We start from the raw sequence: 22,744 nt of genomic DNA on the forward strand, positions 1-22,744 counted from the left end.
CTTCAGTCGAAGCGCAGGTCCGCACCCACCGGCTGGCCCACCTTGAGCAGGTGGTCGATGCCCTGGCGCACGATCAGGTTCATGCCGAAGGTGGTGGCGCCCTCCATGCGCGGATCGGCGCGGTAGCTGCGCAGCGTCTCGCCCACGACGGGTTGCGATTGCGCGGTGGCCGGGTCGACGTCGGGGATGCTGCAGCGCACGCAGGGCTTGACGGGCTGCAGCTGCGCCTCGCCCTCGGCGGTGGGGATGTGCAGCATCGCCACCCGGTCCTCGTCATGGGCCGCCAGGCCGTCGAGTACCAGGTTGGGCCGGAAACGGATGGCGTCCACGGCCGCATGGCCCCCCGCAGCAAGACGAGCGTTGAAGTCATCCACTGCCGCCTGGCTGACGACCAGCAGCGCATAGCCATCGGAGAACTGCGTCTGGGCCTCGATGGCGCCGGTCCACTTGAGGCTGGACAGGCGCTTGTGCTCAGGGTCGAAGCGCACCATGCGCAGCCGCTGCGTGCGACCGGGTTCGGAGAGGAAGTCGCTGAACCACTGGGCCGCCACGTCGCCCATGTCGTAGGCCGCCACCTCGTCCTTCCAGATGGTGGCGCGGACCGGTTCCTCGACGCGGTCGTAGGCGATGTGCAGCGCCAGCATGCCGGGGGCGCGCAGGATCATCTCGTAGTGCTTCATCTGCGGCCGGATCAGCGCCATGCGCGGCAGCTCGCGCTGGCTGACGAAGCGCCCGGCCTCGTCCACCAGCATCCAGGCACGGTCGAATTCGAGGCCGGTCTCGGTGAGCAGGGCCTCCTCGACTTCCACGCCGGCGCAGGACTTGACGGGGTAGACGATCAACCGCGCGATGCGGGCCTGGAGGTCGAAGCGCGAGAGGTCGGAGGTGGCTGCAGCGGTCACGGCGAGGAATGGACGAGAAGGGCTGGGCAGGGGAGAAGGAAGAGGCGGCCGGTCACGGTGCGCCGCACGCTTCACGAGCACGAAGCAGGCCGCCCGCGGCGGCGGGGCGCATTGTCGGGGCTCCAGTGAGGGCGCAGGGGCGCTCCCTACAATGTTTCGATGGCTCTTCCCCCCGAGGTTTGCATTCGCGGCGCCGGCATCGTCGGCCGCACGCTGGCGTTGCTGCTGGCCCGAGAACGGGTCCGCGTGGCCCTGGTGGCCGAAGCCCCTTCGGCCCCCTCCCCCGACCGCCCGGACGTGCGCGCCTATGCGCTCAACGCGGCCTCGCGCACCCTGCTCGAATCGCTGCGGGCCTGGCCCGACGCGGCGCAGGCCACGCCGGTGCGCGAGATGCAGGTGTTTGGCGACGAGGACGGCCGGGTGCGCTTCGACGCCGCCGAGCAGAAGGTCGACGCCCTGGCCTGGATCGTCGACGTGCCGGCACTGGAAGAACAGCTGGCGGCCGCCGTCCGCTTCTCGCCCCAGGTCGAGGTGGTGACCGCACCGGTCAAGGCCGCGCTCACCGTGGTGTGCGAGGGCAAGGCCAGCCTCACGCGCGAGACGCTCGGCGTGCAGTACGAGGTGACCCGCTATCCGCAGATCGCCATCGCCGCGCGGCTGGAGGCCGAACGCCCGCATGGCGGCGTGGCGCGCCAGTGGTTCAATGCCCAGGGCGACGTGCTAGCCCTGCTGCCCATGGGCGGTGCCGAAGGGCGGCAGCTGGCCCTGGTGTGGTCCGTGGGCCAGCTGCGCGCGCCCGAACTGCTGGAGCTGGATGCCGACGCCTTCTGCGCCCGCCTGCGCGAAGCCAGCCACGAGGTGCTGGGCGGCTTCACGCTGGCCAGCGAGCGGGCCGCCTGGCCGCTGCAGCGCGCCACGGCCGACCGCTGGGCTGGCCGTTTGGCCGAAGGCGGCGCCTGGGTGCTGGCCGGCGATGCCGCCCATACCGTGCATCCGCTGGCCGGCCAGGGACTCAACCTGGGCCTGGCCGATGCAGCCGAACTGGCCGGCGTGATCCGCGAACGCGACTACTGGCGCAGCGTGGGCGACGCCCGCCTGCTGCGCCGCTACGAGCGCGCCCGCCGCGCCGACGTGCTGGCCATGGGCCTGGCCACGGACGGCCTGCAACAGCTCTTCTCCCAGGGCATCGAGCCCCTCGCGCGGCTGCGCAACTGGGGCATGCTCGGCTTCGACCGCACCCATTTCCTCAAGGGCTGGGTGGCGCGCCATGCCATGGGCCTGGCTTCCGCTATTTCCGCCTCCCCCACCGGCAGAGGCGCAACCCACCACAGCTCCACACCATGAAGTACTTCGTCCCCCTCCTCCTCGCCGCCACGCTGGCTGGCGCCCACGCCGGCGAAGCCGAGATCCGCAAGAACCTCGGCGGCAGCTTTCCGCAGCTCGCGCAGATCGACGAGGTGCGCAAGGCGGCCATGCCCGGCCTGTGGGAAGTGCGCCAGGGCTTCGAGCTGTACTACACCGACGAGCAGGGCAACTTCCTCATCCAGGGCAACCTGATCGACGTGAAGAACCGCCGCAACCTCACCGAAGAGCGCGTGGACAAGCTCACCGCCGTCGACTTCGACAAGCTGCCGGTGCAGGACGCCATCAAGATCGTGCGCGGCAACGGCAAGCGCAAGCTGGCCATCTTCGAAGACCCGAACTGCGGCTACTGCAAGCAGTTCGAGCGCGAGCTGCGCAAGGTGGACAACGTGACGATCCACCTCTTCCTGTACCCGGTGCTGGGCCCGGATTCGGCCGTGAAGTCGCGCGACATCTGGTGCGCCAAGGACAAGGCCAAGGTCTGGAGCGACTGGATGATGGACGGCGTGAAGCCCACCACCGGCGAATGCGACACCCAGGCGCTCAAGCGCAACGTGGAGTTCGGCCGCAAGTACAACATCACCGGCACGCCGACCCTGCTGTATGCCAACGGCACGCGCACGCCGGGTGCCGTGCCGGCTGCGCAGGTGGAGCAGCAACTCTCCGCCGCCGGCAATTGATGGCGGGCGCCGCTGCACCTGGCCTGCGCTACCGCATCGCGGTGGCGGACCTGAACGCCCACCTCTACGAAGTCACGCTGAGCATCGACGAGCCCGCAGCGGAACAGGTCGTCTCGCTGCCGGTGTGGATCCCGGGCAGCTACCTGGTGCGTGAATTCGCGCGCAACCTGCAGGGCGCGCCCAGGGCCACGCAAGGGCGACGCGCCGTGGCCGTCACGCAGCTGGACAAGGCCAGCTGGCGCATCGCTACGAAGGCAGGCCAAGCGCTCGTCGTGCGCTACGTGGTGTGTGCCTACGACAACTCGGTGCGCACCGCGTGGCTGGACCGGACCCGCGGCTTCTTCAACGGCACCAGCCTGTGCCTGCGCGTGGACGGCCAGGACGAATCGCCCTGCCAGATCGAGATCGTGCCGCCCGCCCTGCCCGAGGGCGACGCGCCCTGGGAACTGGCCACGGCACTGCGCCCGGTCAAGATCGACCGCCGCGGTTTCGGCACCTACCAGGCCGCCCACTATGACGAGGTGGCCGACAGCCCCGTCGAGATGGGCGCCTTCTGGAGCGCCGAGTTCGACGTGCTGGGCGTGCCGCACCGCTTCGTGGTGGCAGGCGCCCCGCCCTCCTTCGACGGCGACAAGCTGATCGCCGACACCCGCGCCATCTGCGAGACGCAGATGCGCTTCTGGCATGGCGACAAGGCCAAAGCGGGCAAGGGCCCGCACGCGCTACCCCACGACCGCTATGTGTTCATGCTCAACGCCACCGACGACGGCTACGGCGGCCTGGAGCACCGACACAGCACCGCGCTCATCTGCACCCGCCGCGACCTGCCCCGCCGCGGCGCGGCCAGGCAGCCCGAGGGCTACACCACGCTGCTGGGCCTGATCAGCCACGAGTACTTCCACACCTGGAACGTCAAGCGCCTGCGGCCGGCGGAATTCGCCCGCTACGACTACACGCGCGAGAACTACACCCGGCTGCTGTGGTTCTTCGAAGGCTTCACCAGCTACTACGACGACCTGCTGCTGCGCCGTGCCGGCTGTATCGACGACGCCACCTACCTCAAGCTGCTGAACAAGACCATTAACCAGGTGCAGCAGACGCCCGGGGCTGCCGTGCAGTCGGTGGGCGATGCCAGCTTCGACGCCTGGATCCGCTATTACCGCCCGGACGAGCAGACACCCAACACCACGGTGAGCTACTACACCAAGGGCGCGCTGGTGGCGCTGTGCCTGGACCTGACGCTGCGGCGCGAGGGCCAGGGCTCGCTGGATGCGGTGATGCGCGAGCTGTGGCGCACAAGCGAGGGCGGCCCCATCGACGAGGCCGCGATCGCCGCGGCGCTGGCCCATGTCGGCGGCCGGGCCTACACGAACGAGCTGTCGCGGTGGGCGAATGGCACGGCTAAATTGCCGCTGCGCGACCTGCTGCCGGCGCACGGCGTGGCCATCCACGACGACCCGGCGCAGCTGGCGCAGGCCCTGGGGCTGCGGGTCGACGAGAACGGCGGCACCGTCAAGGTGAAGATGGTGCTGCGCGGCGGCGTGGCCGAGAAGGCCGGCTTCGCGGCCGGCGACGAATGGCTGGCCGTCGAGGCCGCCACCCGCAGCGCCAAGGCCGCGGAAGGCTGGCGCATCGGCAAGCTCGACGACATCCCGCTGTACCTCGGCGCCGCCAGGAAATGCGTGGCCCTTCTGGCCCGCGACCGCCGTCTGATGCGCCTGCCGCTGGCCTGGCCGTCGGGCGACACGCGCACCTGGCGCCTGGCCGGCAGCGACGCCGAGCGGCTCAAGCGCTGGCTTCAGGGCTGAGCGGCGGCCGGTCGGCCTGACGGCATCGACGTCTCCGGGCGGACAGCCGCCCACCGCGCCGGCCGGATGGCCCTCGGTATAGTGCGCGAGGGCCTCGCCGGCCCGCCCTGTCCGTTCATTCCAGGAGACCCCCGTGAGCTACGAGAACATCGAAGTGCGCGTCGAAGCCGGCAAGGTCGGCATCGTCACGCTCAACCGTCCCAAGGCCCTCAACGCGCTCAACGATGCGCTCATGGACGAACTGGGTGCCGCGCTCAAGGCCTTCGATGCCGACGAGGCCATCGGCTGCATGATCATCACCGGCAGCGAGCGTGCCTTCGCGGCGGGCGCCGACATCGCGCTGATGGCCAAGTACAGTTTCGTCGACACCTACAAGGGCGACTACATCACGCGCAACTGGGAGTCGGTGCGCTCCATCCGCAAGCCGGTGATCGCGGCCGTCAGCGGCTTCGCCCTGGGCGGCGGCTGCGAACTGGCCATGATGTGCGACTTCATCATCGCCGCCGACAACGCCCGGTTCGGCCAGCCCGAGATCAAGCTGGGCGTGATTCCCGGTGCCGGCGGCACCCAGCGCCTGCCCCGCGCCGTCGGCAAGGCCAAGGCCATGGACATGGCCCTGACCGGCCGCATGATGGACGCCGCCGAGGCCGAGCGCGCGGGCCTGGTGAGCCGCGTGGTGCCCTACGACAAGCTGATGGACGAGGCCCTGGGCGCCGCGCTGACCATCGCCGACTTCTCGCAGATCGCGGTGATGGCCGCCAAGGAGTCGGTCAACCGCGCGTTCGAGGGCACCCTCGCGGACGGCGTGATGTTCGAGCGCCGGCTGTTCCACGCCCTCTTTGCCACCGCCGACCAAAAGGAAGGCATGGACGCCTTCCTGAACAAGCGCAAGGCCGAGTTCAAGAACCAGTGACGAAGGGCTTGCAGCCTGCGAATTTTGCGCTTTATAATCGCGGGCTTCGGCGCTTTAGCTCAGTCGGTTAGAGCGATGGAATCATAATCCACAGGTCCGCGGTTCGAGTCCGTGAAGCGCCACCAAAACCTCAGAGGGGACCCCGTGCAAACGGGGTCCCCTTTTGTTTTGCGCGAGGCAGGGTGCGATATCCTGACTTCCACCTGAACAACCCTCGGCAATGGCTCGATCGGCAGGCAGCGCTTCCCGCCGGCGAGCGCGCCCCCGTGCTGCCGCTGTCTTCGTCCGCCATGCGCCTCCTGATCGTCGAAGACGACGCCCTGCTCGGCGACGCCCTTGCCCAGGGCCTGCGCCAGCGCGGCCACGCAGTCGACTGGTTTCGCGACGGCATGCAGGCGGACGCCGCCCTCGCAGGAGCGCCCTTCGATGCCGTGGTGCTCGACCTGGGCCTGCCCGGCGGCGACGGCATGAGCTGGCTGCAGCGCTGGCGGCAGGCGGGCCGGGTCCTGCCGATCGTGGTGCTGACAGCGCGCGACGGCGTGGAGCAGCGCATCGACGGCCTCGATGCCGGCGCCGACGACTACCTGATCAAGCCGATCACCATCGACGAACTGGCCGCGCGCCTTCGCGCCCTGGTGAGGCGCACCGCCGGCCACGCGCAGGCCGTGTGGCAGCACGGCGAGCTGCGCTACGACCCGGCCAGCAAACGGGTGCACTGGCGCGGCGCACCGGTGGAACTCACCGGCCGCGAGCTGGCGCTGCTGGAGATCTTCCTGAGTCAGCCGCAGCGCGTTCTGTCCAAGGCCACGCTGCTCGAAAAGCTCTACGACTGGAGCGGCGGCGAACCCGAGGGCAATTCGCTCGAGGTCCACATCCATCACCTGCGCCGCAAGATCGATCCCGGCATCGTGCGCACAGTGCGCGGTGTCGGCTACGCGCTGGGCGCGGGCGATAGCAGCGCGTGAGCCCCGCACGATGAGCCTTCAGCGCCGCCTGCTGCTGTACCTGCTGATCTGCGCTCCGCTGGTGTGGGGCCTCGCGCTGTTCTTCTCGATCCAGCGCGCCCGGCACGAGGTCAACGAGATGTTCGACACCGAGCTGGTGCGCCTGGCCAGGCAGGTGCAGGCCACGCTGGGCCACGGATACCCCGGCCCGTCCAGCATGCTGCCACCCGCGCCCAAGGAGGGCGCGCCGGACGCCGGCGACTCGGATGTGCGCGACCTCGCCATCGCCGTGTGGTCGGCCGATGGCGCGCTGGCCCTGTCCGATCGTGAAGGCGTGGACCTGAACTTCCGCTCGGGTGCCCAGGGCTTCATCGACGACGAGGTGGAGGGCCGGCCCTGGCGCGTTTATTACATGCGCTCGGCCGATGGCCAGTGGCTGGTGGCGGCCGGCCAGGGCGCCTACGAGCGCGACGAGCTGGTGTATGGCCTCACCGTCACGCAGGTGGTGCCCTGGCTGCTGGTGCTGCCGGTGCTGCTGGCCGTGATGGCCTGGGCGGTTCGCGCCGCCCTCGCGCCCATGCGTCGGCTGACGCGCGAGCTGTCCCATCGCGATGCGCAGGACCTGCGGCCCGTGCCCAGCGCCCGGGCCCCGGTCGAACTCAAGCCGCTGCTGGTCGCCATGAACGGGCTGTTCCAGCGCATCGAACAGTTGCTGGTGCGCGAGCGCCGATTCACCGCCGATGCCGCGCACGAGCTGCGCACGCCGCTGGCCGTGCTCGCAGCGCAGTGGGATGTGGTGCGCCATGCCGGCAGCCCCGATGAACGCCGCCAGGCCGAGGACAAGCTCAGCGCCGGCCTGCGCCGCATGGAAAGGCTGGTGACGCAGATGCTGTCGCTGTCGCGCGTGGAGTCGGGCGTATTGCCCTCGCTGGATGCCGAGATCGAATGGCCGCCCATCGTCGAGCAGGCGATGAGCGACTGCCTGCCGCTGGCCGAGCGCCGCCGCATCGACCTGGCCTGCGAATGGCCAGCCGGAGGGGCACATCCGATGCCGCTGCTGGGCGATGGCCACCTGTTGACGGTGCTGGTGCGCAACCTGCTGGACAACGCCGTGCGTTACGCGCCGGAAGGCAGCAGCGTGCTGCTGCGCATCGGCCGCGAGCAGCTGGAGGTGGAGAACGACGGGCCGCCGCTGTCGCCCGAGCAGCTCGCGCGCCTGGGCGAGCGCTTCTACCGACCCGAAGGCCACCACGAGGTGGGCAGCGGACTGGGCGTCTCGATCGTCCGACGCATTGCGCAGCTGCACGGGCTGGAGCTGCAGCTGGGCCCGCGCGCCGACGGCCGTGGGGTGCGCGCGGTGCTCCAGTTCGACGCCGCCCACCGTTGAGCGGCACCGCGCGGCCCAAGACGCCGCTCAGCGCGCCTTGATCTTGTCCATCAACGCCTTGACCTCCTCGCGGCGGCCGGCGTCGGCGATCTGCCGGCCCGGCCGTGCGGGCGCCTGCAGGGCACGCTCCAGGTAGGTCATGGCCTGATCGGGCTGCTTGGTCTCGACCAGGTATTCGCCATAGAAGAAGTTGGGGTCGATGCCCTTGGGATTGAGCGCCAGCGCCTTCTGCAGCAGCTCCTTGGCCTTGGCCTTGTCGCCGAAGCCAACGGGCCAGCCGGGCACCTTGTAATAAAGCACACCCAGGCTGTTGTAGGCCGAGCCTTCGAGCACGTCGCCGTTGATGGCGATGGCCGACTCGTACAGCGCCTTGGCCTGCTTGACCAGGCCCAGCGCGCCCAGGCCGCCCTTCTCGCCGGCCACGGAGCTCACGATGATGCCTTCCCACACCAGCGGCTCGGCCCGGCCGGGATTGGCTTCGCTCAGCTTGTGAGCCTTGACGGCCAGCGCCTCGAAACGCTTCTCGCGCTCGGCCGGCGGCGCCTGGTAGCGGATCACTTCCCAGTCGCGCTGCAGCTCGGCGACGCCGTCGTCGACCGGCGCGGCGCGGCTGATCAGCGGCGTGACTGCTGCCAGCACGCCGGCGCTGGCCAGCAGGGCCATCGACAGCCAGACGCGGCGGCGCGGCCCTTCATGGGCGGGCCTGGCGGCAGCAACGGCGGGGGTGGAGAAGGTGGCAGGAGTGGACTTCATGGAGTTCGCAAGGAATGTGGAGGGGGTCGAAGGCAAGCCGGGATCCGGGGCTCAAAGCTGCAGGGCCTGCAGCCTCAGAGCTGCGGCGCCTGCAGCGAATGCGCATCGGCCGACTCGGGCCGCTGCGATTCGAAATGCTCGAGCGTGAGCGGCGCGGGCGGCTGCACGGACGGCAGGCTGTTGCGATGCGCGGCGAAGGCGCCATCCAGTAGGGCAGGCGCCATGCCGTTCAGGCGCACGGCCAGCTTTTCGGGGAAGCCCAGGAAGCGCTCGGCCGTGCCGCGCTCCAGCAGTTGCACCAGGGCCTGGGCCACCGTGTCGGCATCGTCCATGGCGGTCTTGGTGGCCTGGTTGTAGCGTTCGACGGCTTCGCTGTTGAACTCCGTCTTGGTGCTGCGCGGGCCGAGGTACTGCACCTTGACCGACGTGTCGGCCAGCTCCCGGCGCAGCGATTCGGCAAAGCCGCGCAGGCCGAACTTGCCGGCGCTGTAGACGCTGAACCCCGGCAGCCCCAGTCGACCGAGCACCGAGCCGACGAACAGCACGCTGGCCTGCTTCTGCTGGCGCAGGTGCGGCAGCAGCGCCTGCGTCAGCAGCATGGGCGTGAACAGGTTCAACTGCAGCACCTGGGCGACGGCGCCGGCATCGAAGGATTCCAGGCGGCCGAACGCGGGCGTGCCGGCGCCATGGACGACGGCGTTGCACTGCCACTGCGCCGCCACCTGGGCCAGCGGGTCGAGGCTGCCCACGCGTGTCAGGTCGGCGGCATACCACTCGACGCGGTGGCGTTCCACGCCCAGCTCGCGCACCAGGGCACGGGCCTGGGCCGCCAGCCGCGCGGGCGAGCGGCCGGCCAGCATCACGCTGGCGCCCGCCTGGATCAGCCGACGCGCGGCGGCGGAACCGATGCCGCCGCTGGCCCCTGTGAGCAGTACCCGGCTGTCGACCGCCTTCATGCCGCCACTCCTGCGGCGGACGTTGCCGCCGTCTGGCCCTGCGGCAGCGGCAGGCTGCGGAAGACATCGCCGTAGAGCCGGTAGAAGGCCTTGGCCGCATGGACGATGGCGTCCTGATCGGCCGGGTCCTCGACCTGCTCCATCAGCATCTCGAAATGGGCGGTGTGCTCCTGGTCCAGCGTGCCGTGCGAGCGCAGGTAGCTGAAGGCCGCGTCGGGCAGGCCCAGCGGCTTCTGGATCTGGTCGGCGGCCATCAGCGCGATGGAGACGCTGGTGCCTTCGAGCACATGCACCATGCCGAAGAAGCCCAGCGGATTGCGTCGGGCGATGGTGTCGTAGGCATAGGCCACCATGACCTCGGTGGCATGGCCAGGCGGGCCGCGGCGGACGGCCTCGGCATCCCCGCCGCAGGCGCGGATGTCGTCCAGGATCCACTCGTCGTGGCCCTGCTCTTCCTCGATGTACTCGTTGAGCGCACCTTCGAGCCAGGCATGGCCGGCGTCCAGCCTGGCCTTGAAGGCGCGCATCAGCGGCACGGTGTGGCTGACGTGGTGATACGCCTCGCGCAGGAAGGCCAGGTAGCTGGGCAGGGACACGTTGCCGCGCAGGCAGCCCTGGATGATGGGGGTGCCGAGCAGGCCGGCACGCTCGGCAGCGGTCTCGGCGACAAGGCGGGCATGGAAACTCATCGGAAGCTCCGTGGAGAAAGAAGGGGAAAGCAGGTGAGGCTCAGGCAACGGCGGGCGCCGGGATGCCCAGCGCCTGCGCATGGCGCGCCAGCACGGCCGCGCGCTGCGGCCGGCCGTTGGCCGTGGCCATGCCTGCATCGGCGGTGAAAGGGGCCGTGGCCCGCGCCCAGCGCTGCACGCGCGCGTAATCGGGCAACTGGGCGTTGGCGGCATCGACGGCCGCCTGCAGTTGCGCTTCGTCGGCATCGGCCGCCAGCGGCCAGAGCACCGCCGACAGTGTCGGCTGCGCATCGCCGAAGACCACGGCCTGGCCGATCGCAGGATGGCCACGCAGCGCGGTCTCCACCCACTCGGGCGAGACGTTGCGGCCGAAGGCCGTGATCAGCAGGTTCTTCTTGCGGCCATCCACATGCAAGAAGCCGTCGGTGTCCACATGGCCCAGATCGCCCGTGGGCCACCAGTCGCCAGGTGCATGGGCATCGCCCAGGTAGCCGGCGAACAGGCTTCCGGCCACTTCGATCTCGCCATCGGACGCAATGCGCAGGCGCGCATGCGGCAGCGCAGCGCCGGCGCTGCCAGGCCGGTCTCGCCCCGGCAGATTGAGCGTCTGGACCGAGGCACCTTCCGACAGGCCGTAGCCCTCGTAGGCCGGGATGCCCAGCGAACGCGCCGCTTGCACCAGGCCCATGCCGACCGCAGCGCCGCCGACGGCGACCAGCTTGAGTGAGTCCGGCGCGCGCTGGCGCGTCTGCGCCAGGTAGCCCGTCCAGGCGCGCAGCATCTGGGGCAGCAGGATCAGGCTGTTCGGCCGATGCCGCACCACGGCGGCATGGAAGCGCGCCACATCGAAACTGGATGAGCCTGTCAGCCCCACGTCCTGCAGGGACAGCACGATGCAGGTGGCGCCAGCCGTGAGGGGTGCCATCAGACCGGCGATGTTCTCCAGCAGCACGGCGAAGGGCAGTGCGCACAGATGGCGTTGCACCTGCAGCGGCGCCATGGCCGCCACCAGGCCGTCGGCCACGCGCTGCATGGCAGCGGCCGTCAGGCACACGCCCTTGGGCGCACCGGTGGTGCCGGAGGTGAAGGTGATCTTGGCCGTGCCGGGCGGCATGGGAACGGCGCGCGCGGGCAGGCGCAGCAGCGTGAACGGCTGGCCCGCGACCTCGCACGGCACCGCAGGCGCCTGCGGCCAACGGGCGGCCACGGGCGGCAGGGTGAGCACGGTGTCCACGCCCGCCGCGCCGAGGGCATGGGCGATCTGTTCGGGCGTGAAGAAGGCGGGCAGCGGCACATGCACGATGCCGGCCTGCAGCGCGGCGCGGTCGGCGATCACCCAGACGGGTGAGTTGTCCATGAGCGTGGCCAGCACGCGCGTGCCTTGCGCGGTGAGCTGCTGTGCGAGTGCCATGGCCTGCAGTTCGATATCGGCGGCACGCCAGGTGCGCACCCCATCGTCGAGGGCGATGAGGTCGGCGCTCATGGGCGGCCTCCTGCAGCGAGCCGCGCGCGGCGGGTCATGAAATGCCGCAGGGCGCGGCGCAGGTGGATGGCCATGACCACCGGCTCATGCTCGTAGTAGCTGCCCCAGCAGCGGGCCTGGTCGCCCAGCGCATCGGGCACGGCACGGCCCAGGGTGAGCGGGGCCACACCCAGGCGCACCAGCATTGCGCGCAGCTCCTGCGTGACGGTGCCGACCACCCAGTCGAAGCCTTCGCCGATCAGGTAGGGACCGAGCAGTTGCACCAGCCGCCGGCCTTCGCCGCCGCGCGGCGCCGCTAGATTGCCGACCTCCACGATGCCGGCCCGGTCCACCGGACGCCCGGCATGTGCGGCGATCAACGCCTCGACGGGCGCATCGAGGTACTGCTCCAGGAACAGCGCACCTTCGTCCGCACGTCGGTAGCCCACCGCCGCGAGCACATGGCTGCCTTCGCGCAGCGCCAGCAGCATGGGGGCAAAGGCCGGCACCAGGGCGCCATAGCGCTGGGCATACATCTCGCGGATGCTCTGCTCGACGGCTGCGCGATGCGGGTCGGCCTCAGGATGCCGCGTGAGGTGGCCCGCCACGGGAAAGGCGGACGGTATCGGCGATGTCGGCATGGCATCGCCCTGGGGAGAGAACAGGCGCATGGGTGGTCCATGTCGCAGCGGCACGAAGCCCCTGCGCAGGTTGACGGATGGCCTGATGGTCTGCGGACGCGCTTAACGCCAAATTAAGTGCGAGCCGGTCTTTCGCGCCCTTTTCCTGACCGGTGGATGACTCAGAAATGGCCCGTGAGGCCCAGCGTGCCGGTGGTGGTGCGGACGGCCGGCTGCTGGTCGTCCCGCGCGCGGATCAACCCGGCCGCCAGGTCCCAACGCGGGCTCAGGCTGTAGACCACGCCCAGCTCGGCATAGCGCGTGCGCTGGCGCGTCGCGTCGCGGCCCTGGCGCTGCTGCAGGCCCACATCCGCGGCCAGCTTCCAGTCCTCGGCGATGTTCCAGACCAGCGCGGTGGACAGGCGCCGGTTGATGGCGCCGGCCGCCGGATCGATGTCGCGCTGACGGCCCCACGCATAGTTGGCGTGCAGGGCGCCGAAGGGCAACTGCTGGCTCAGCAGCAGCGTCACCTGCCCCGAGCTGCGGCCGTCGCCCAGGCCCCGCCCCTCGCGGGCGCTGCTCACGGGCGCCTGCAACTCGGGCTTGATGCCGAGGCTGGTGCCGGTGGCCTCGTTCTCATACAAGCGCCACTTGAGTCCGAGGGCGGTGTTGCCCCAGCCGCTCACACGGCTGCCATCGGCCTGCATGCGCAGGTAGGTCGGCGCGACATAGACATCGACCGTGTCGGCGACGCCATAGGTATAGGTGGCCGAAAGGTTGTCGCCGGTCTGGCGCGCCGGGCCCGTGGCCTGGCGCGCCCGCGCAGCGGCCATCTCGATCTGCTGCACGCCGATGCCCTGCGTGCCGGTGTCGTCGGTGATCAGGGGCTGCATGGCATGCAGGGGCAGTGCCATGGCCAGGAGGGTCAGGGCCGTGGGCGTACCGCTGAGCCAGCGGCCTCCCCGTTGCTGTCGTGCCATCGGCGCGCGGGAGCGCCGCGGCGGGTTCGGGATCATCTTCATCGTGGTGTGAACAAGCGCTGCGCATTGGACGCAGGCGCAGTGAACTCTTGATGAATCCGCCCGCGGGCGGCACAGCTCCATTCCAGGCGCGCGAGCGTCACCTTGGCTACAGCAAAGCCCCTTCGACCGGGCCGCTACCGATTGCCGCGTCGCCCGGCCTCACGCCTAATGGCCGGCCTTACGAAGCAAGATCCGGAGACCCCTTCCATGCACCGTCGCCCCCTCCTCGGCGCCCTGATGATCGCCGCCCTCGGCACTGCCGCCATGAGTGCACAGGCCCAGCAGGCTGCACGCGCCTTTCCCGAGAAACCCATCCGCCTCGTCATCGCCTTCCCGGCCGGCGGCCCCACCGACATCACCATGCGCCAGCTGGCCGAAAACGCCAGCAAGGTGCTGGGCCAGCCGGTCATCATCGACAACAAGCCCGGCGCCGGCGGCACGCTGCCCGCGCAGCAGCTGCAGACCGTGCAGCCCGACGGCTACACGCTGGCGCAGATCCCGCTCGGCGTGTTCCGGCTGGGCTATACGACCAAGATCAACTGGGACCCGATCAAGGACATCAGCTACGTGCTGAACGTCACCGGCTACGCCTTCGGCATCGTCGTGCCGGCCGACAGCCCGTTCAAGAACTGGGCCGACTTCGTGGCCTATGCCAAGGCCAACCCGGGCAAGCTCACCTACGGCTCCACCGGCACGCTCACCAGCCCGCACCTGACCACCGAGCTGGTGGCGCAGCGCGCCGGCATCCAGCTGCAGCACGTGCCCTACAAGGGCAGCGCCGACCTCACGCTGGCGCTGATGAGCGGCCAGCTGATGGCCGGCGCCGACAGCACCGGCTGGGCGCCCTACGTGGAGTCCGGCAAGATGCGCGTGCTCAACACCTGGGGCGACAAGCGGCTGCAACGCTTCCCGGACGCGCCCACCCTCAAGGAGCTGGGCTACGACATCGTGCAGAACTCGCCCTTCGGCATCGGCGCCCCGCGCGGCACGCCGCCCGAGGTGGTCAAGAAGCTGCACGACGCCTTCAAGCAGGCGATGGAAGAACCCAGCTACCTCGCCTCGCTGGGCAAGTACGACATGGTGCCGATCTACATGGGCAGCGCCGACTACACCCGCTTCGCCCGCGAGACGGTGGAGCGTGAGAAGGCCGTGATCGACAAGCTGGGGCTGGGCAAGCCGCAGTGAGCGTGACGCCATGAACAGAAAGGGCCGCGATGCGGCCCTTTCTGTTTTGAGCGATGGGAACGCTCAGGCCGCCATGATGGTCACGGACTTGGTGTTGAGGTAGGCCTCGATGGCCTCCGGGCCGCCCTCGGAGCCATAGCCGGAATCCTTGACGCCACCGAAGGGCATCTCTGGCGTGGGCGTGGCGGGCTGGTTGATCCAGACCATGCCGGCCTCGATGCGCTGCGACAGCAGATGCGCGTTCTTGATCGAGCGCGTGTACGCATACGAAGACAGGCCGAAGGGCAGGCGGTTGGCCTCGGCGATGGCGTCTTCGAGCTGGTCGAAGCCGCGGATGGCCGCCACGGGACCGAAGGGCTCGTCGTTGAACACCGAGGCGTCCAGCGGCACGTCGTCCAGCACGGTGGGTGCGAAGAAGTTGCCTTCGCTGCCGATGCGCTCGCCGCCCGCCACCACCTTGGCACCCTTGGCACGGGCGTCCTGCACCACGTTGGCCATGGCCGTCAGGCGACGCGAATTGGCCAGCGGGCCCATCGACGTGCCTTCGGCCAGGCCGTCGCCGACCTTCAGGCCCTGCGCATGCTTGACCAACGCGGCGGTGAACTCGGCCTTAATGCTGTTGTGAACCAGGAAGCGCGTGGGCGAGATGCAGACCTGGCCGGCGTTGCGGAACTTGGCGGCACCGGCAGCCTTGACGGCCAGGGCGATGTCGGCGTCGTCTGCCACGATCACCGGCGCATGGCCGCCCAGTTCCATGGTGGCACGCTTCATGTGCTGGCCAGCCATGGCGGCCAGTTGCTTGCCCACCGGCGTGGAGCCGGTGAAGGTGATCTTGCGGATCACCGGATGCGGGATCAGGTAGCTGGAGATCTCGGCCGGATCACCGAACACCAGGCCGACCACGCCAGCCGGCACGCCGGCGTCGACGAAGGCCTTGATCAGGGCAGCGGGCGAGGCGGGCGTCTCTTCGGGTGCCTTCACCAGGAAGGAGCAGCCGGCAGCCAGCGCGGCGCCCAACTTGCGCACCACCTGGTTGATAGGGAAGTTCCAGGGCGTGAAGGCAGCGACGGGGCCGACCGGCTCCTTGATGACCAGCGACTGCGCGGCCAGGTTGCGCGAGGGCACGATGCGGCCGTACACGCGGCGGCCTTCGTCGGCGAACCATTCGACGATGTCGGCGGCGGCCACGACTTCGATGCGGGCCTCGGCCAGCGGCTTGCCCTGTTCCTGCGTCAGCAGCGGCGCGATCTCGTTGGCGCGCTCGCGCACCAGGCCCGCGGCCTTGCGCATGAGGGCGGCGCGCTCGTGTGCGGGCGTGAAGCGCCAGGCCTCGAAGCCCTTCTGCGCCGCGGCCAGCGCGCGGTCCAGGTCCTCCTTGCCCGCATGGGCCACCTTGCCGATGGGCTGGCCGGTGGCGGGGTTGATCACGTCCAGGGTCTTGCCGCTGGCGGCATCGACCCATTCGTTGGCGATCAGGAGCTGGGTGTTGGGATAGGAGGCGGTCATGGTCGTCTTTCGCTGGAATGGAAGGCAGACAGGCATGTCGGGCGCGGCGGGCAAAGCCGTACGCGCCGGGCGGAGCCCATGATCCTACCGCGACGGGCGCGGCCCTGCAGCCTCAGCGCCGGGCCGCCAGCACGGCGTGCGCCGCCTGCGCGAAGCCGGCGCCGCGCTCGCCCTCGGCCACGTAATGCGGCAGGTGCGAGAGGTGCGGCACGAAGCGGGCCACGTTGGCCACGCCGATGCTGTGGTCGAAGGCCTGGAACATCAGCGCGTCGTTGGTCGAGTCACCCACGTAGGCCCAGCGGCCCATCTCGGCGTCCAGCGCGCGGCCCCAGAGTTCGCGCACGATCCAGCGCGCACCCGACAGCTTGTTGTGCTCGCCGTACCAGCCGTTGATGTGGATGCTGCTGACGGTGGCGTGCATGCCCTCGTGCCGCATGGCCATCACCACCTTGTCGATCTGCGCCTCGGACAGCTGCGTGAACTCGCTGTGGTCGATGGCGATGTCGCATTCGCGGCCGGCGCTGTCGGTAGCGCGGCGCGCGCCTGGGATGCTGGCCTCGATGTGCGCCAGCACGGCCTGCATGCGCGCGAAGTTGGCGGCGCGGGTGGCGGCGTCCTGCTGGTAGCGCTTGTGCAGCAGGCGCACACCGCCCGGCTGCCAGATGCCTTCGGGCACCAGCGCCACGGCGCCGTTCTCCGCCACGATGGCGTCGAGCGGCCAGCGGGCGGCGAAGGGCTCACTCCAGCCCACGGGCCGGCCGGTGATGGCCACCACCTGCAGGCCGGCGGCCTGCAGGGCGGCCAGCGCATCCAGCGCGTCGGGCGTGATGGCGCCCTCGGTGGTCAGCGTGTCGTCGATGTCGGTGAACACGCCCACCAGGCCGCGGCGGGCGGCTTCGGACCAGTCGGCCAACGGCCGCATCGTCTCGTGGCCCATCAGCCGGCCGTCTGCAGCGCCAGGCCGGCGTGCTCGCGCAGCGGATGGAAATGGATCTTGGGAAAGCGCTCCTGCGCCAGCCGCACGTCGTAGGGGCTGGTGCAGAGGAAGGCCAGCGTGTCGGCCGCGTCACGTGCCATGCGCAGGGGGTAGGCGTTCTCGAACTCGCGCAGCTCGGCCGGCGTGTCGGCGGTGATCCAGCGCGCGCCGGTGTACTGGCAGCCTTCGAGGCGGATGTCGCAGTCGTATTCGGTGTTCAGGCGGTGCTGCACCACTTCGAACTGCAGTTGGCCCACGGCGCCCAGCAGCATGTTGCCGCCGGCCTCGGGCTTGAAGACCTGGATGGCGCCCTCCTCACCCAGCTGCATCAGGCCCTGCTGCAGCTGCTTGGTGCGCAGCGGGTTCTTGAGCACCACGGTCATGAACATCTCGGGCGCAAAGAAGGGCAGGCCGGTGAACTGCAGGCTGGCGCCGTCGGTGAGGGTGTCGCCCAACTGCACGCCGCCGTGGGTGGTGAAGCCCACGATGTCGCCGGCATAGGCCTCTTCCACCGCCTCGCGGCGCTGACTCATGAAGGTGACGACGCTGGTGGGGCGCAACTCCTTGGCGGTGCGCTGCACGCGCAGCTTCATGCCCGGCTCGTACTTGCCGGAGGCGATGCGCACGAAGGCGATGCGGTCGCGGTGGTTGGCGTCCATGTTAGCCTGCACCTTGAAGACCACGCCGGCGAAGTCCTTGTCCTGGGGCTGGATCTCCTTGACCACCGGCTGGCGGTTGACCAGCGTGGTGCTGGTGCGGGCGCGCGGCGAGGGGGCCAGATCCACAAGCGCGTCTAGGACCTCCATCACCCCGAAGTTGTTGACGCCGGAGCCGAAGAAAACGGGCGTCTGCTTGCCGGCGAGGAAGGCCTCGTGGTCCCACTCGGGCGAGGCGCCGGTGGCCAGCTCCATGCTCTCCAGGGCACTGTCGAACTCGGCGCCGAAGCGGGCGCGCAGCCTGTCGGTGTCGCTGAGCGGAATGGTCTCGAAGTCCTGCGGGCGGCGCTCGCTTCCCGACTCGAACACCGTCATGGCCTGCGTGCGCAGGTTGATGATGCCGCCGAAGCTCTTGCCCTGGCCCACGGGCCAGGTCATGGGCACGCAGGGCATGCCCAGCTCGCGCTCCACCTCGTCGAGGATGTCCAGCGGCTCGCGCACCTCGCGGTCCATCTTGTTGACGAAGGTGATGATGGGCGTGTCGCGCTGGCGGCAGACCTCGATCAGCCGGCGGGTCTGCGATTCCACGCCGTTGGCGGCGTCGATGACCATCAGGGCCGAGTCCACGGCGGTGAGCACGCGGTAGGTGTCTTCGGAGAAGTCCTTGTGGCCGGGCGTGTCGAGCAGGTTGACCACGTGCTCGCGGTAGCTCATCTGCATCACCGAGCTGGCCACCGAGATGCCGCGCTGCTTCTCGATCTCCATCCAGTCGGAAGTGGCGTGGCGGCTGGCCTTGCGGCCCTTGACGGCGCCGGCGATCTGGATCGCGCCCGAAAACAGCAGCAGCTTTTCCGTCAGCGTGGTCTTGCCCGCATCGGGGTGGGAAATGATGGCGAAGGTGCGGCGGCGGCGCGTTTCGGCGGCGTAGGGAGAGGACACAGGCGGGCTCCAGGGCAACCCGCCATTTTCGCAGACGGCAGCGCGCCCGCCGTGCGGGCCGGGGCTTTTGGCGCAGCGCTCGCGCCGGGCGGTCAGCCCAGGGCCGGCACGGGCTGCGCCGCGCGGCGGCCCTGCTGGCGCACGCGAGGCGTCCAGTCGACCAGCTCCAGCCGGCCGTCGGCATGCTCGGCCAGCGCCGTCAGGCTCTCGACCCAGTCGCCGTCGTTGCAGTACAGGATGCCGTCGATCTCGCGCATCTCGGCATGGTGGATGTGGCCGCAGACCACGCCCTGCATGCCGCGGCGCTCGGCCTCGCGGGCCACCGCCTGCTCGAAGTCGCCCATGTAGCTCACGGCGCGCTTGACCTTGTGCTTGAGGTACTTGGACAGCGACCAGTAGGGCAGGCCGATGCGCGCGCGCAGCGAGTTGAAGTGCCGGTTCAGGCGCAGCGTGAATTCGTAGAGCGAGTCGCCCACGTAGGCCAGCCACTTGGCACACTGGATGACGCCGTCGAACAGGTCGCCGTGGATCACCCACAGCTTGCGGCCGTCGGCCGTCTCGTGCACCCATTCGTCGGCCACCTCGATGCCGCCGAAGTTGTGGTGCAGGTACTTGCGCGCGAACTCGTCGTGGTTGCCCGGGATGAAGATCACCCGCGTGCCCTTGCGCGCCTTGCGCAGCAGTTTCTGCACGACGTCATTGTGGGCCTGCGGCCAGTACCAGTGCCGCTTGAGCTGCCAGCCGTCGACGATGTCGCCGACCAGGTACAGCGTCTCGCACTCGGTGTTCTTCAGGAAGTCGAGCAGGGCGTTGGCCTGGCAGCCGGGCGTGCCCAGGTGCAGGTCGGAGATCCACAGCGTGCGAAAGCGCAGCATGGGGCGATCGCCCCCGCCTTCGTCCTCGCCGGCATCGGACAGGCGGCCGGCGTTGTCTTGCCAGGCGCGCAGGAAGGCGTCGTCGCGTTGCATGGACCGGCAGCATCGGCGCGGCGCATGACGGCAGCATGGCGGTGGCGTGACGACGATGTGACGTCGGGGCCAGCCGTTTCAATGCCAACGGCAGGTGCCAGGTCACCGTCGCCCGGCGTGATGCGAAGCGGCGGCGCGACCGGACCCGCCGATGCGCGGCTCAGGCGCTGCAGCGCTGCACTTCCACGGTGGAGTGCCGGATCTCCTCGTGCATGGAGAAGCAGGCGCGCACGCCATCCGCATCCAGCGTGGGCGAATGCGTGACGACCGTCACCGCGCAGGCGTAGGCGCCGCGGCCCACGCGCCAGACATGCAGGTCGGCCACGCGGGTGTGGGAATCGGCCAGTCCGGTCTCGATGCCCTCGCGGATCTCCTCGGTGACGGGATGGTCCATCTCGCGGTCCAGCAGCACGGCGCTGGTCTGGCGCAGCAGGCTGCGCGCCCAGTTGGCCACCAGCACCGCGCCGACCACGCCCATCACCGGGTCGAGCCAGGCCCAGCCCAGGAACCAGCCGCCCAGCAGCGCGACGATGGCCAGCACCGAGGTGGCGGCGTCGGCCAGCACGTGCAGGTAGGCCGAGCGCAGGTTCAGGTCGTGGTGGTGACCGTGGTCATGGCCATGGTCGTGACCGTGCCCATGCCCGCCGTGCGCGTGGCCATGGCCATGGCCGTGTCCGTGTCCGTGTCCGTGTCCGTGGTCATGCCCGTGCGCCCCGGCCAGCAGCCAGGCGCACAGCAGGTTCACCGCCAGGCCCAGCGCGGCCACGATCACCGCCTCGCGGTAATGGATCGGCTCCGGCGACCACAGCCGCTCCAGCGAGCCGAAGACCATCAGGCCCGCGACCACCAGCAGGAAGACCGCGCTGGCAAAGCCGCCCAGCACCTCGATCTTCCAGGTGCCGAAGGCGAAGCGCCGGTCGCGCGCCAGGCGGCGCGCCGCGGTGTAGGCGAAGGCACTGACGCCGATGGCCACCGAGTGAGAGCTCATGTGCCAGCCGTCGGCCAGCAGGGCCATGGAGTTGAACCACCAGCCGGCGGCGATCTCCATGACCATCGCGGCGGCGGTGATGGCGAGCACCCAGCGGGTGCTGCGCTCGGCGGCGGGGTTGCCAGTGTCGAACTGGTGGCTGTGCTGCCAGGGGCTGATGTCGTGGGTGTGCATGGCGGCGGCGATTCTGGCAGCCGCCCCGCCGTCCGGCTAGCCGCCGAACAAGTCCCCGTCGGCGCTGCGGCTGCTGGGCGCCGCCACGCCGAGATGGCGATAGGCCGCCAGCGTGGCGATGCGACCGCGCGGCGTGCGCTGCAGGTAGCCCTGCTGGATCAGGTAGGGCTCGATCACGTCCTCGATGGTGCCGGACTCCTCGCCGATGCTCGCGCCAATGTTGTCCAGGCCCACCGGACCGCCGTCGAAGCGGTGGATCACCGCCTCCAGCAGCTTGCGGTCCATCAGGTCGAAGCCTTCCGGGTCCACGTCGAGCATGGCCAGCGCCTTGTGGGCGATGGACTGGGTGATGCGGCCATCGCCCTTCACATCGGCATAGTCGCGCACCCGGCGCAGCAGCCGGTTGGCGATGCGGGGCGTGCCGCGCGAACGACGGGCGATCTCGAAGGCGCCCTCGGGGTCGATGGGCGCGTTGAGCAGGCCGGCACTGCGGGTGACGATGAGCGTGAGCTCATCGGCGGTGTAGAACTCCAGCCGCGCGACGATGCCGAAGCGATCGCGCAGCGGGTTGGTCAGCATGCCCGCGCGCGTGGTGGCACCCACCAGCGTGAAGGGCTGCAGGTCGAGCTTGATGCTGCGCGCCGCCGGCCCTTCGCCGATCATGATGTCGATCTGGTAGTCCTCGAGCGCGGGGTACAGGATTTCCTCGACGACCGGCGAGAGCCGGTGGATCTCGTCGATGAACAGCACGTCGTTGGGCTCGAGGTTGGTCAGCAGCGCGGCCAGGTCCTTGGGCTTTTCGAGCACTGGGCCGCTGGTCTGGCGCAGGTTGACGCCCAGTTCGGCCGCGACGATGTGCGACAGCGTGGTCTTGCCCAGGCCCGGCGGGCCGAAGAGCAGCACATGGTCAAGCGCCTCGCGCCGCTTGCGGGCCGCGCCGATGAAGATCTCGAGCTGCTCGCGCACCTTGGCCTGGCCCACGTATTCCTGCAGCAGCTTGGGCCGCAGGGCACGTTCGATGGCTTCTTCGTTGGGCGAGGCGGGGGCCGCGGACACCACACGCTGCGGTACCGGGGCGAAGTCGTCGGTGTGGATGGACATGTCGCGGGAAGGAGCGTGCGATTGTAGGCGGCGCCTGCCGCGGCCGAGACGCGTTCAGCACCGGTTCAGGCGGCAGAATCGGCCGCTTCACCGACCTTTGGCATCACCTTGTCCATCTACCAGCTCAAGCCCCGCTTCCAGGCCCTGTTGCGGCCAGGCGTCCGTCGTCTGGCCCAGGCCGGCGTGACCGCCAACCAGGTCACGATGGCGGCCTGCGTCGTCTCCGTGGCGCTCGGCCTGTGGCTGTTCTGGGCCGCGCCCACCCGCGCGGCCTTCGCGCTCGTGCCGCTGTGGATGCTGGTGCGCATGGCCTTCAATGCCGTCGACGGCATGCTGGCGCGCGAGCATGGCCAGCAGAGCGCCCTGGGCGCCTTCCTCAACGAGCTGACGGACGTGGTGTCCGACGCGGCGCTGTACCTGCCCTTTGCCGCGGTGATGCCTTTTTCGGGCTTCTGGGTGGGCATGGTGATCGTGCTGGCGGGCCTGTCCGAATTTGCGGGCGCGCTGGGGCCGACGGTCGGCGCCAGCCGCCGCTACGACGGGCCGATGGGCAAGAGCGACCGGGCCTTCGTGTTCGGCGCGCTGGGGCTGTACGTGGCCCTGGGCTGGCCGCTGCCGGCCGCGGCGGCCTGGCTGATGCCGTTGCTGGCCTTGGCCGTGGGCTGGACGGTGATGCGCCGCGTGCGCGCCGCCCTGATCGAGCGCACCGCACCATGAACCAGCGCCGACAGGATCCACAACAACCGCAGGGAG

The 22,744-nt window shown here is 69.9% G+C and carries 21 protein-coding genes and 1 tRNA gene; 9 read left to right on the top strand and 13 right to left on the bottom strand.

Annotated features, from left to right (window positions below):
• Window positions 1-2: 2 nt before the first annotated feature.
• Window positions 3-902 (bottom strand): MOSC domain-containing protein, encoded by a 900-nt coding sequence (locus tag BXA03_RS15555; protein ID WP_076509457.1) that lies wholly within the window; start codon window positions 900-902, stop codon window positions 3-5.
• 159 nt (window positions 903-1,061) lie between these two features.
• On the opposite strand from BXA03_RS15555, the gene BXA03_RS15560 reads away from it, so the two are divergent.
• The 7 genes from BXA03_RS15560 (at window position 1,062) to BXA03_RS15590 (ending at window position 7,996) form a co-directional block, all read left to right on the top strand.
• Window positions 1,062-2,246: an FAD-dependent monooxygenase gene (locus BXA03_RS15560; RefSeq protein WP_076509459.1), complete on the top strand. Its 1,185-nt coding sequence runs from the start codon at window positions 1,062-1,064 to the stop codon at window positions 2,244-2,246.
• Window positions 2,243-2,944 carry a DsbC family protein gene (locus BXA03_RS15565; RefSeq protein ID WP_076509462.1) on the top strand — a complete coding sequence of 234 codons (702 nt, stop codon included), beginning with the start codon at window positions 2,243-2,245 and terminating at the stop codon, window positions 2,942-2,944. The genes BXA03_RS15560 and BXA03_RS15565 overlap by 4 nt, the downstream gene beginning before the upstream one ends.
• A complete protein-coding gene (locus tag BXA03_RS15570; protein WP_076509463.1) occupies window positions 2,944-4,752 on the top strand; it encodes a M61 family metallopeptidase in 1,809 nt (602 codons plus the stop codon). The genes BXA03_RS15565 and BXA03_RS15570 overlap by 1 nt, the downstream gene beginning before the upstream one ends.
• Before the next feature lie 133 nt (window positions 4,753-4,885).
• Window positions 4,886-5,665: an enoyl-CoA hydratase gene (locus tag BXA03_RS15575; RefSeq protein ID WP_076509465.1), complete on the top strand. Its 780-nt coding sequence runs from the start codon at window positions 4,886-4,888 to the stop codon at window positions 5,663-5,665.
• 48 nt (window positions 5,666-5,713) lie between these two features.
• Window positions 5,714-5,790 (top strand) — tRNA-Met (locus tag BXA03_RS15580).
• Between the two features lie 165 nt (window positions 5,791-5,955).
• Window positions 5,956-6,630, top strand: coding sequence for a response regulator (locus BXA03_RS15585; protein ID WP_076509832.1), 675 nt, complete (start codon window positions 5,956-5,958; stop codon window positions 6,628-6,630).
• Between the two features lie 10 nt (window positions 6,631-6,640).
• A complete protein-coding gene (locus BXA03_RS15590; RefSeq protein ID WP_076509466.1) occupies window positions 6,641-7,996 on the top strand; it encodes an ATP-binding protein in 1,356 nt (451 codons plus the stop codon).
• Between the two features lie 27 nt (window positions 7,997-8,023).
• Here the strand turns inward: BXA03_RS15590 and BXA03_RS15595 are convergent, their stop codons facing one another.
• From BXA03_RS15595 to BXA03_RS15620, 6 genes are all read right to left on the bottom strand, one after another.
• Window positions 8,024-8,659, bottom strand: a complete 636-nt coding sequence (locus BXA03_RS15595) for a tetratricopeptide repeat protein (protein ID WP_076509468.1) — start codon at window positions 8,657-8,659, stop codon at window positions 8,024-8,026.
• 164 nt (window positions 8,660-8,823) lie between these two features.
• Window positions 8,824-9,705 (bottom strand): SDR family oxidoreductase, encoded by an 882-nt coding sequence (locus tag BXA03_RS15600; protein WP_076509470.1) that lies wholly within the window; start codon window positions 9,703-9,705, stop codon window positions 8,824-8,826.
• Window positions 9,702-10,394: a TenA family transcriptional regulator gene (locus BXA03_RS15605; RefSeq protein WP_076509472.1), complete on the bottom strand. Its 693-nt coding sequence runs from the start codon at window positions 10,392-10,394 to the stop codon at window positions 9,702-9,704. The genes BXA03_RS15600 and BXA03_RS15605 overlap by 4 nt, the downstream gene beginning before the upstream one ends.
• A 40-nt stretch (window positions 10,395-10,434) precedes the next feature.
• On the bottom strand, window positions 10,435-11,877 hold the full coding sequence (locus BXA03_RS15610) for an AMP-binding protein (RefSeq protein ID WP_076509475.1): 1,443 nt from the start codon (window positions 11,875-11,877) through the stop codon (window positions 10,435-10,437).
• Window positions 11,874-12,527 carry a thermostable hemolysin gene (locus BXA03_RS15615; protein WP_076509480.1) on the bottom strand — a complete coding sequence of 218 codons (654 nt, stop codon included), beginning with the start codon at window positions 12,525-12,527 and terminating at the stop codon, window positions 11,874-11,876. The genes BXA03_RS15610 and BXA03_RS15615 overlap by 4 nt, the downstream gene beginning before the upstream one ends.
• 131 nt (window positions 12,528-12,658) lie before the next feature.
• On the bottom strand, window positions 12,659-13,498 hold the full coding sequence (locus BXA03_RS15620) for a transporter (RefSeq protein ID WP_076509482.1): 840 nt from the start codon (window positions 13,496-13,498) through the stop codon (window positions 12,659-12,661).
• 207 nt (window positions 13,499-13,705) lie between these two features.
• Here BXA03_RS15620 and BXA03_RS15625 point away from each other — a divergent pair, with 207 nt between their 5' ends.
• Entirely contained in the window at window positions 13,706-14,683 is a 978-nt protein-coding gene (locus BXA03_RS15625; RefSeq protein ID WP_076509484.1) for a tripartite tricarboxylate transporter substrate binding protein, read from the top strand.
• Window positions 14,684-14,746: 63 nt separating this feature from the next.
• On the opposite strand, the gene BXA03_RS15630 is transcribed toward BXA03_RS15625, so the two are convergent.
• From BXA03_RS15630 to ruvB, 6 genes are all read right to left on the bottom strand, one after another.
• On the bottom strand, window positions 14,747-16,189 hold the full coding sequence (locus tag BXA03_RS15630) for an NAD-dependent succinate-semialdehyde dehydrogenase (RefSeq protein WP_076509486.1): 1,443 nt from the start codon (window positions 16,187-16,189) through the stop codon (window positions 14,747-14,749).
• 112 nt (window positions 16,190-16,301) lie between these two features.
• A complete protein-coding gene (locus BXA03_RS15635; protein ID WP_234983705.1) occupies window positions 16,302-17,126 on the bottom strand; it encodes an HAD-IIB family hydrolase in 825 nt (274 codons plus the stop codon).
• Window positions 17,126-18,760 (bottom strand): peptide chain release factor 3, encoded by a 1,635-nt coding sequence (locus BXA03_RS15640; RefSeq protein WP_143476332.1) that lies wholly within the window; start codon window positions 18,758-18,760, stop codon window positions 17,126-17,128. The genes BXA03_RS15635 and BXA03_RS15640 overlap by 1 nt, the downstream gene beginning before the upstream one ends.
• 92 nt (window positions 18,761-18,852) lie before the next feature.
• Complete coding sequence (locus tag BXA03_RS15645) at window positions 18,853-19,728, bottom strand: UDP-2,3-diacylglucosamine diphosphatase (RefSeq protein WP_076509490.1); 876 nt, start codon at window positions 19,726-19,728, stop codon at window positions 18,853-18,855.
• A 160-nt stretch (window positions 19,729-19,888) separates the two neighbouring features.
• Window positions 19,889-20,890: a CDF family Co(II)/Ni(II) efflux transporter DmeF gene (dmeF, locus tag BXA03_RS15650; RefSeq protein ID WP_076509493.1), complete on the bottom strand. Its 1,002-nt coding sequence runs from the start codon at window positions 20,888-20,890 to the stop codon at window positions 19,889-19,891.
• 36 nt (window positions 20,891-20,926) lie between these two features.
• Window positions 20,927-21,991, bottom strand: coding sequence for a Holliday junction branch migration DNA helicase RuvB (gene ruvB / locus BXA03_RS15655; RefSeq protein WP_076509496.1), 1,065 nt, complete (start codon window positions 21,989-21,991; stop codon window positions 20,927-20,929).
• Between the two features lie 108 nt (window positions 21,992-22,099).
• On the opposite strand from ruvB, the gene BXA03_RS15660 reads away from it, so the two are divergent.
• Complete coding sequence (locus BXA03_RS15660) at window positions 22,100-22,708, top strand: CDP-alcohol phosphatidyltransferase family protein (RefSeq protein ID WP_076509498.1); 609 nt, start codon at window positions 22,100-22,102, stop codon at window positions 22,706-22,708.
• The last annotated feature ends 36 nt before the right edge of the window (window positions 22,709-22,744 follow it).

The sequence above is a fragment of the Pseudacidovorax sp. RU35E genome, from assembly GCF_900156165.1.
GTDB lineage: Bacteria > Pseudomonadota > Gammaproteobacteria > Burkholderiales > Burkholderiaceae_C > Xenophilus.